Origin of the sequence: Streptomyces sp. NPDC059900 (assembly GCF_050270335.1) — a bacterium.
GTDB lineage: Bacteria > Actinomycetota > Actinomycetes > Streptomycetales > Streptomycetaceae > Streptomyces.
On record NZ_JBNNJZ010000352.1, the window covers coordinates 1 to 8,619 of the forward strand.

Here is an 8,619-nt window from a genome sequence, read left to right on the forward strand (position 1 = left end):
CTCCAGGACGTACTCCGTCAGGTGCGGCATGAGGCCGGAGGACTCCGCTATGGCGATGAACTCGTCCGGCGGCACCTTCCCGCGCTCGGGATGGACCCACCGCACCAGGGCCTCCAGACCCGCGACGCGGCCGTCGAACTGGACCTTCGGCTGGTAGTGCAACTCGACGTCGCCCGCGTCGAGCGCCCGGCGCAGATCGCCGAGCAGGCCGAGCCGGTCGGGGGTGTTGGAGTCCCGCTTGGACTCGTACACCTCGACGCCCGTGCGGTCCCGCTTGGCCTGGTACATCGCGACGTCCGCCCGCTGGAGCAGCCCTTCGGCATCCAGCGCGTGGTCGGGGAAGACGGCGAGCCCCGCACTGGCCTCCAGGACGAGCGTCAGGCCGTCGAGGTCCAGGGGCGAGCCGAGGGCGGCGACCAGGGACCGCGCCACCCGGGTGGCCGACGTCGTGGAGTCGGTGACCGGCAGCAGGACGGCGAATTCGTCGCCGCCGAGCCGTGCGGCCTCCGCGCCGCGCGGCAGGGCGAGCCGCAGCCGGTCGGCGATCTGCAGGAGCAGCCGGTCACCCGCGAGATGGCCGAGGGTGTCGTTCACCGAACGGAAGCGGTCCATGTCGATCAGCATTAAGGCGGAGCGCGCCCCGATCCGCTCGGCGTCGTCGAGCGCCGTCCACGTCCGCTCCAGGAGCCACTGCCGGTTGGGCAGCCCCGTCAGCGGGTCGCGCAACTGCTCCTCGGCCCTGGCCCGCGCGATCCACAGCGTCGAGTCGAGCGCGACCAGCGGGATGGCGAAGAGCGGCAGCAGCGCGGGGGTCGAGGCGGCGACCACGCAGATCAGCGGGGCGATGCCGAGCAGTGCGACAGCGACAAGGCCCTGCCGGACCAGGGCGGTGCGGGTGACCGTGGGCAGGGCGCCGGTGCGCGGCGCGTGGACGTACCAGAGCAGGACGCGGGTGACGACGAGGTAGGCGATCGCGGCGAGGGCCACTTCGGGCGCCGAGTACAGGTCCCAGGTCTCGGGCAGCCAGGGCGACTGCGCCGTGGGCGCCGTGCCGAACGCGGCCATGGCGAGCGCGCCCGCGCCGATGCCGAGGATGTCGACGGCTCCGTGCAGGATGCCCTGGCGCCAGCGGTGGCGGCGCGCGATGCCGACCAGGACGACGACGGTGAGGCTGACCATGCCGGCGGGCACCCAGCCGTACAGCAGGAGGACGGCGACGGTGAGCGCGCCGCCCGAGCCGGTGCCGCCCCACCAGCGGTCGCGGCCGAGCGCGACGAGATGGCCGACGATCAGTCCCGTGAGGACGGCCAGCGCCCAGCCGACCGCCCCGGAGGGGAACAGCGCGTCGCGTCCGGTGAGTGCGTGGAAGAAGCCCGTGCCGAGGGCCACCGCGGCGATCGCCACGACGGCAACCGGAAGCACTGGCCAAGGGTCACGCTCGCCCGATGCGTCGTCCGCGTCGGGCGCCTCCCTGCCGCGCCAGAGGCTCTTTCGCCGCCCTTCGGCACCCGACTGCGCGGAGCCGGGCCCCGCCGTGTCCCTGCCGCCCGCCGCCTCGCCCACGCCGAGCTCCTGCGTGCCGTATGCGCCGACGGTGCTCCATGCGCGTTCGCGCCGCTCAACTGCGGTGCTCGGGACGGCGGGGAGCCTGCTCTCGGCTTCGCGTGCCTCCCGTGCCGCCCTGCGTCCGCTGAGCCACGCGCCCGGTCCGCGACGCAGGCGCGCGGGCAGCCGGGAGTCCGGTGCGGCGCTCTCGGTCGGTTCCATTCCCGTCCCTCTCACAGCCGGCGGTGCCCACGCCACGCGGACTCGCTCCAGAAGTCAGCCGCGTCTGAATCCCCTTACCCATGCTCCCGATGAGCAGGGGATACCCCAATCGCAGCGGGGCACGGCAGGCGCACACCTCAACAGTAGGCCGCAGAAGGCTTCTACGGGCAGCGGTCCACAACGGTTGCCCGAATGCGACCCGGCCACCCGTATGCATCTGGTATGCGCTGAACGGGTGGCCTTCAACCGCTACTCCTCGGTCGGAAGCGCAACTTCCGCGGCTGCTTCAGGCCCCTGTTCCAGCAGGACGGCGAAGCCTCCCTCGTTGAGAACCGGAACCTTCAGCTGCATGGCCTTGTCGAATTTAGATCCAGGATTGTCACCCACTACGACGAAAGCTGTCTTCTTCGAAACGGAACCGGTCACCTTGGCGCCCCGGCTCTGCAACGCATCTTTTGCGCCATCCCGCGTGTGCTTCTCCAGCGTTCCGGTCACGACGACGGTGAGGCCTTCGAGCGGCCGCGGCCCCTCGTCCTCTCCCCCGCCCTCTTCCTCCATACGGACACCGGCCGCGCGCCATTTGCGCAGGATCTCCCGGTGCCACTCCTCCTCGAACCACTGCTTCAGGGAGGCGGCGATGGTCGGGCCCACGCCCTCCACGGCGGCCAACTCCTCCTCCGTGGCCTGTTCGATGCGCTCGACCGACCGGAATTCACGGGCGAGGGCCTCCGCGGCGACCGGGCCCACATGGCGGATGGACAGGCCCGTGATGATCCGCGCGAGCGGGCGCTCCTTGGCCGCGGCGATGTTCTCCAGCATCGACAGGGCGTTCTTCTTCGCCTCGCCCTGCTGGTTGGCGAAGACCGTGGCGATCTTCTCCTCGCCCGACTTCGGGTCCCGCTTGGGCAGTCCGCTGTCCTGATCCAGTACGTACGCCTTGATCGGCAGGAGGCGCTCGATGGTGAGGTCGAAGATGTCGCCCTCGTCCAGGATCGGCGGCTCGGACGGCTCCAGGGGGTTGGTGAGCGCGGCAGCGGCCACATAGCCGAAGTTCTCGATGTCCAGGCTCTTGCGGCCCGCGAGATAGAACAGGCGCTCGCGCAACTGGGCCGGGCAGGAACGGGCGTTGGGGCAGCGGAGGTCGATGTCGGCCTCCTTCATCGGCCGCAGCGCCGTCCCGCACTCGGGGCATTCGGCGGGCATCACGAACTCCCGCTCGCTGCCGTCGCGCAGGTCGACGACCGGGCCGAGGATCTCCGGGATGACGTCGCCCGCCTTGCGCAGGACGACCGTGTCCCCGATGAAGACGCCCTTCTTCTTCACCACGTCCTGGTTGTGCAGGGTCGCGAACTCGACCTCGGATCCCGCGACGGTGACGGGCTCCACCTGGGCATACGGCGTGACGCGGCCGGTGCGGCCGACGCCCACGCGGATGTTCACCAGCTTGGTGTTGACCTCCTCGGGGGCGTACTTCCAGGCGATCGCCCAGCGGGGCGCGCGCGAGGTCGAGCCGAGGCGGCCCTGGAGCGGGATCTCGTCCAGCTTGACGACGACGCCGTCGATCTCGTGCTCCACAGAGTGGCGGTTCTCGCCGAAGTACGTGATGAAGTCCCGCACGCCGTCGAGGCCCTGGACCACCTTGTTGTGCTGGGCGGTGGGCAGGCCCCACTCTCCCAGGAGCTCATAGGCGTGGCTGAGGCAGTCGATGTCGAAGCCCTCGCGGGCGCCGATGCCGTGCACCACCATGTGCAGCGGGCGCGTGGCGGTGACGCGCGGGTCCTTCTGGCGCAGTGAACCCGCCGCCGCGTTGCGCGGGTTGGCGAAGGGCTTGTCGCCGGCCTCCACCAGACGGGCGTTCAGCTCCTCGAACTTCTCCATGGGGAAGAAGACCTCGCCGCGGATCTCGACGAGTGCGGGGATCCTGTCGCCCTTGAGGCGGTCCGGGATGTCCGCGATCGTGCGGACGTTCGGAGTGATGTCCTCGCCGGTGCGGCCGTCGCCGCGGGTGGCCGCGCGGGTGAGCTTGCCGTCCTCGTACGTGAGGTTCACGGCGAGGCCGTCGACCTTCAGTTCGCACAGGAAGTGGTGGTCGGTGGTGCCGACCTCCTTGGCGACGCGGTCGGCCCAGGCGGCGAGCTCCGCGTCGTCGAAGGCGTTGTCCAGGGAGAGCATGCGCTCGCGGTGCTGGACGGAGGTGAATTCGGTTTCGTACGCCCCGGAGACCTTCTGGGTGGGCGAGTCGGGCGTGCGCAGCTCCGAATACTGCTCTTCCAGGGCCTCGAGCGAGCGAAGGAGCTTGTCGAACTCGGCGTCACTGACGACCGGTTGGTCGTTCACGTAGTACCGGAAGCGGTGCTCCTCGATCTGTTCGGCCAGCTGGGCATGCTGATCCCGTGCCTCGGCGGGCACAGAGCCTTGCTGTTCGACAGCCACCGTTACATCCTCCCGTTACGTCATACCCAATTACTCAGGGTTGTCCGCGAGTGATCTCGCCGCCCGGGCGCAGTGGGCGAGCACCGCGCGGGCGTACGCCGGGGAAGACCCCGCGAGCCCGCACGACGGAGTGACCACGACCGACTCCGCGAGAGATCCCGGATTCAGTCCCAGCCTGCGCCACAACGACCTGACACCCATGACGCTACCGGCAGGGTCTGACAATGGGCCGTCCACGCCGGGCACGACACCGGCGAAGAGCTTGGTGCCGCCCTCGACGGCCTCACCGATCGCCTCGTCGTCACGCTCGGTGAGCAGCGAGAAGTCGAACGAGATCGCGTCCGCCCCCGCACGGCGCAGCAACGCGAACGGCACGTCCGGCGCGCAGGAGTGCACGACGGTCGCCCCCGCGTGGACGCCAAGGACCTCCCGCAGGGTGCTCTCCACGAGCTGGCGGTCCACGGCGCGGTGGGTGCGGTACTCGCTCGCCGTCTTGATCTGCCCGCGCAGCACGGAGATCAGCGAGGGCTCGTCGAGTTGCAGCACGATCTGCGCCCCGGGGATCCGGCGGCGTACGTCCGCGAGGTGGGCGCGCAGCCCTTCGGCGAGGGATCCGGCCAGGTCACGGCAGGCGCCGGGGTCCGAGAGCGCCGCTTCGCCGTTCTTCAGCTCCAGGGCCGCGGCCAAGGTCCACGGCCCCACGGCCTGCACCTTGACCGGCCCTTCGTACCCCTGGGTGAACTCCTCCAGGGCGTCGAGGTCTTCGCCGAGCCATGCCTTCGCGCGGCGCGTGTCCCGCCCCGGCCGGTCGCCGATCCGCCAGCCGCTGGGTTCCACGCGCGCGTAGAGCTCGACCAGCATTCCGGCGGTCCGCCCGATCATGTCGGCGCCGGGCCCCCGCGCGGGCAGCTCCGCCAGATACGGGAACTCCTCGAAACTGCCGGTGACGGTCTTCACGGCCTCACGGGCGTCGCCGCCCGGCATGGATCCGACGCCGGTCGCGGCGCCCCAGCTGAATGCGCTCACAGTCCGGGCCGCACCGTCAGGTCGTTGACCTCCGCGTCACGCGGCAGGTCGACGGCCATCAGGATGGTCGTGGCGACCGACTCCGGGTCGATGAAGCGGGAGGGGTCGTACTCCTTGCCCTCCTGCTGGTGCACTTTGGCCTGCATGGCGCTGGCCGTGCGCCCCGGGTAGACGGTGGTGACGCGGACGCCGTTCGCGTGCTCCTCGCCCCGCAGGGAGTCGGCCAGGGCCTTCAGGCCGTGCTTGGAGGCGGCGTAGGCGGACCACTCGGGGCTCGCGCTCAGGCCTGCGCCCGAGTTGACGAAGACCACGTGGCCCTGTGCGACGCGGAGTTGGGGCAGGAAGTGCCGGGTCAGCTCGGCGGGCGCGATGAGGTTGACGTTGAGCTGGTGACGCCAGGACTTGGGGCTAAGGTCACCGACCCGGCCCAGGTCGACGACGCCCGCGACGTGCAGCAGCGAGTCGACGCGCTCGGGCAGCGACTGGTGGCCGAACGCCCAGGAGAGCCTGTCGGGGTCGGAGAGGTCGCCGACGAGCGTGGACGCTCCCGGGAATTGCGCCGCCAGTTCCTTGGCCCGGCCCGCGTCCCGTGCGTGCAGGACGAGGTCGTCGCCGCGTGCGTGGAGACGGCGGGCGACGGCCGCGCCGATGCCGGAGCCCGCCCCGGTGATCACATGTGTTGCCATGCGTCCATCGTCGCACCCCGGCAGGTGCAGGTCAGCGCACGGTCACTGGGCGCCCATGGCCTCCTCCAGGTACGCGAGCGCACCGACCGGCTCCTCGGCGAAGAAGACCAGGCCGGTCAGCGGCACCGGCAGGAAGCCCTCGTCCTCCATGCGCTGGAACTGCTCCTTCAAGCCGTCGTAGAAGCCCGCCGAGTTGAGCAGGACGACCGGCTTGGTGTGCTTGCCGTGCTTCTTGAGTTCGAGGATCTCGGTGGCCTCGTCGAGCGTGCCCGTGCCACCGACCATGATCACGATCGCGTCGGACTTCTCCAGGAGCAGCGCCTTGCGCTCGGCCAGGTCACGCGCGATCACCATCTCGTCGGGCGCGGTGACGGTGCGCGCCTTGGCGGCCAGGAAGTCCACCGAGACGCCGACGAGGCCCCCGCCGGCCTCCTGCACACCGTCGGCGACGACCTTCATCAGACCGCTCTCCGAGCCGCCCCACACCAGCGTGTGGCCGCCCCTGCCGAGCAGCTCGGCGAATTCGCGGGCGGGGCGGGTGTAGCGGTCGGGGAGGTCGGCCGCGGAGAGGAAGACGCAGATGTTCATGGCCTCACCGTACGATCCGGCCCAGACTGGGTGGAACGCAGCCGCTCACAGAAGGAGACCACGGTGACCGCAGGACACAAGATCACCATCGAGCAGGGCACCGAGCGCGTCAGGGTGGTGCGGGAGGGCCGGATCGTGGCCGAGAGCAGCCGCCCGCTGTTGCTGCGCGAGACCGGCTGCCCCGTGCGCTACTACCTCCCGCCCCGGGACGTACGCACCGACGCCCTGGCCCCGTCGGACACGACCACGTACTGCCCGTTCAAGGGAACGGCGTCGTACTGGTCGCTGCCCGACGTCAAGGACGCGGTGTGGGCGTATCCGGAGCCGAACGACTCGGTGGCGCAGATCAAGGACCACTTCTGCTTCTACGAAGTGGAGGTCGAAGCGGCCTGAGGCCGGCCCCGGAGGCCCTAGACCGCCGCCGTCGCCCGCTCCGTCGTAGCGATCGTCGCCGATCCCACCACGCGCGTGCCGTCGTACAGCACGATCGCCTGGCCGGGGGCCACGCCGCGTACGGGCTCCTCGAAGGAGACCCGCAGCTCCGAGCCGTCGACCAGCTCCGCGCGCACCGGCGTCTCGCCGCCGTGCGCCCGCAGCTGCGCGGTGTACGTGCCGGGCCCGGTGGGGGCCGCGCCGCACCAGCGGGGCTTGATCGCCGTCAGGCCCGAGACATCGAGGGCGTCCACCGGGCCGACCGTCACGGTGTTGTTCACCGGGGAGATGTCCAGGACGTAGCGCGGCTTGCCGTCGGGGGCCGGGGTGCCGATCCGCAGGCCCTTGCGCTGGCCGATGGTGTAGCCGAAAGCTCCCTCGTGGGTGCCCAGCTTGTTCCCCTCGGCGTCGACGATGTCGCCCTCCGCCTTGCCGAGGCGGTCCGCGAGGAAGCCCCGGGTGTCGCCGTCGGCGATGAAGCAGATGTCGTGGCTGTCGGGCTTCTTCGCGACGGCCAGGCCGCGCTCCTCGGCCTCCGCGCGGATCTCCTCCTTGGTGGTGAGCGTGTCACCGAGGGGGAACATCGCGTGGGCGAGCTGGCGGTCGTCCAGGACCCCGAGGACGTACGACTGGTCCTTGGCCATGTCCGACGCGCGGTGCAGCTCGCGCATGCCGTCGTCGTTCACCAGGACCGTGGCGTAGTGCCCCGTGACGACCGCGTCGAAGCCGAGCGCGAGGGCCTTGTCCAGGAGCGCGGCGAACTTGATCTTCTCGTTGCAGCGCAGGCACGGGTTGGGGGTGCGCCCCGCCTCGTACTCCGCGATGAAGTCCTCGACGACGTCCTCGCGGAACCGCTCGGCCAGGTCCCAGACGTAGAACGGGATGCCGATGACGTCCGCGGCGCGGCGGGCGTCGCGGGAGTCCTCGATGGTGCAACAGCCTCGCGCGCCCGTGCGGAACGATTGCGGATTCGCCGAGAGTGCCAGGTGCACTCCGGTCACGTCGTGCCCGGCTTCGGCGGCACGCGCGGCGGCGACGGCGGAGTCCACGCCGCCGGACATGGCGGCGAGTACGCGCAGGGGGCGGGGGTGCTGCGGGGTCCTGTTCTCAGTCATAGCTCTAACAGGGTACGGGCCCGCGGGAACCAGGCGCCCGTGAGTAAGCGTTGACGATCACATGGGGGAAGAACAGGACTCGACGGCGGAGCACAAGCCCGAGCGCCGTCGCATCGACCGGCGGACGCTCCTGATCGGCGGCGCGGTGGCCGCCGCGGGCACGGCCGTGCTCGCATCCGACCAGCTGGGGCGCCTGTGGTGGCGGCTGCCCGGCGTCGTCAAGAAGCGCAAGGAGGGCGAGGTCGACGCCAAGGGCGCCCAGTGGATCGCCGCGTCGGACTACAACTGGCGCCGCGCGGACCGCCCCGACGACTACGGAATCGACATGGTCGTCATCCACGTCGTGCAGGGCGGGTACGACACGGCGCTGAAGGTGTTCAAGGACCCGGCGCACGGCGCGGCGGCCCATTACGTGGTGCGCAGGGACGGGCATGTGGCCCAGATGATCCGCGAGCTGGACGTGGCGTTCCACGCGGGGAACAAGAGCTACAACGAACGGAGCATCGGCATCGAGCACGAGGGCTTCGTCGACAAGAAGTCCTCGTTCACCGACGAGATGTACGAGTCGTCGG

Annotated in this window: 8 protein-coding genes; 2 read left to right on the forward strand and 6 right to left on the reverse strand. The window is 70.7% G+C overall.

The features are described from left to right. From ACQKIP_RS32080 to ACQKIP_RS32100, 5 genes are all read right to left on the reverse strand, one after another. A partial coding sequence (locus ACQKIP_RS32080) for a putative bifunctional diguanylate cyclase/phosphodiesterase (protein ID WP_427744884.1) occupies positions 1-1,767 on the reverse strand: 1,767 nt, incomplete at its 3' end. Between the two features lie 249 nt (positions 1,768-2,016). Next, the gene (gene ligA, locus ACQKIP_RS32085) at positions 2,017-4,200 is read right to left on the reverse strand and encodes an NAD-dependent DNA ligase LigA (RefSeq protein ID WP_365865729.1); all 2,184 of its coding nucleotides are present in this window, start codon (positions 4,198-4,200) and stop codon (positions 2,017-2,019) included. A 30-nt stretch (positions 4,201-4,230) separates the two neighbouring features. After that, positions 4,231-5,226, reverse strand: a complete 996-nt coding sequence (locus ACQKIP_RS32090; protein WP_365865727.1) for a methionine synthase — start codon at positions 5,224-5,226, stop codon at positions 4,231-4,233. Next, positions 5,223-5,912 (reverse strand): SDR family oxidoreductase, encoded by a 690-nt coding sequence (locus tag ACQKIP_RS32095; RefSeq protein ID WP_365865725.1) that lies wholly within the window; start codon positions 5,910-5,912, stop codon positions 5,223-5,225. Before ACQKIP_RS32095 ends, ACQKIP_RS32090 begins: the two co-directional genes overlap by 4 nt. Positions 5,913-5,954: 42 nt before the next feature. Beyond that, positions 5,955-6,500 carry a TIGR00730 family Rossman fold protein gene (locus tag ACQKIP_RS32100; protein ID WP_365865724.1) on the reverse strand — a complete coding sequence of 182 codons (546 nt, stop codon included), beginning with the start codon at positions 6,498-6,500 and terminating at the stop codon, positions 5,955-5,957. A 63-nt stretch (positions 6,501-6,563) separates the two neighbouring features. On the opposite strand from ACQKIP_RS32100, the gene ACQKIP_RS32105 reads away from it, so the two are divergent. Further along, a complete protein-coding gene (locus ACQKIP_RS32105) occupies positions 6,564-6,893 on the forward strand; it encodes a DUF427 domain-containing protein (RefSeq protein WP_365865722.1) in 330 nt (109 codons plus the stop codon). A 17-nt stretch (positions 6,894-6,910) separates the two neighbouring features. Here ACQKIP_RS32105 and mnmA read toward each other — a convergent pair whose 3' ends face one another. Beyond that, entirely contained in the window at positions 6,911-8,047 is a 1,137-nt protein-coding gene (mnmA, locus tag ACQKIP_RS32110; RefSeq protein WP_365865721.1) for a tRNA 2-thiouridine(34) synthase MnmA, read from the reverse strand. Between the two features lie 61 nt (positions 8,048-8,108). Here mnmA and ACQKIP_RS32115 point away from each other — a divergent pair. Further along, positions 8,109-8,619, forward strand: a 511-nt coding sequence (locus tag ACQKIP_RS32115; RefSeq protein WP_427744888.1) for an N-acetylmuramoyl-L-alanine amidase, incomplete at its 3' end; no start/stop codon positions are given.

Bases quoted from the DNA above. Each gene is read 5' to 3' on its own strand.
- ACQKIP_RS32095 (WP_365865725.1), bottom strand. From the start codon at position 5,912: ATGGCAACACATGTGATCACCGGGGCGGGCTCCGGCATCGGCGCGGCC.
- ACQKIP_RS32100 (WP_365865724.1), bottom strand. From the start codon at position 6,500: ATGAACATCTGCGTCTTCCTCTCCGCGGCCGACCTCCCCGACCGCTAC.
- mnmA (WP_365865721.1), bottom strand. From the start codon at position 8,047: ATGACTGAGAACAGGACCCCGCAGCACCCCCGCCCCCTGCGCGTACTC.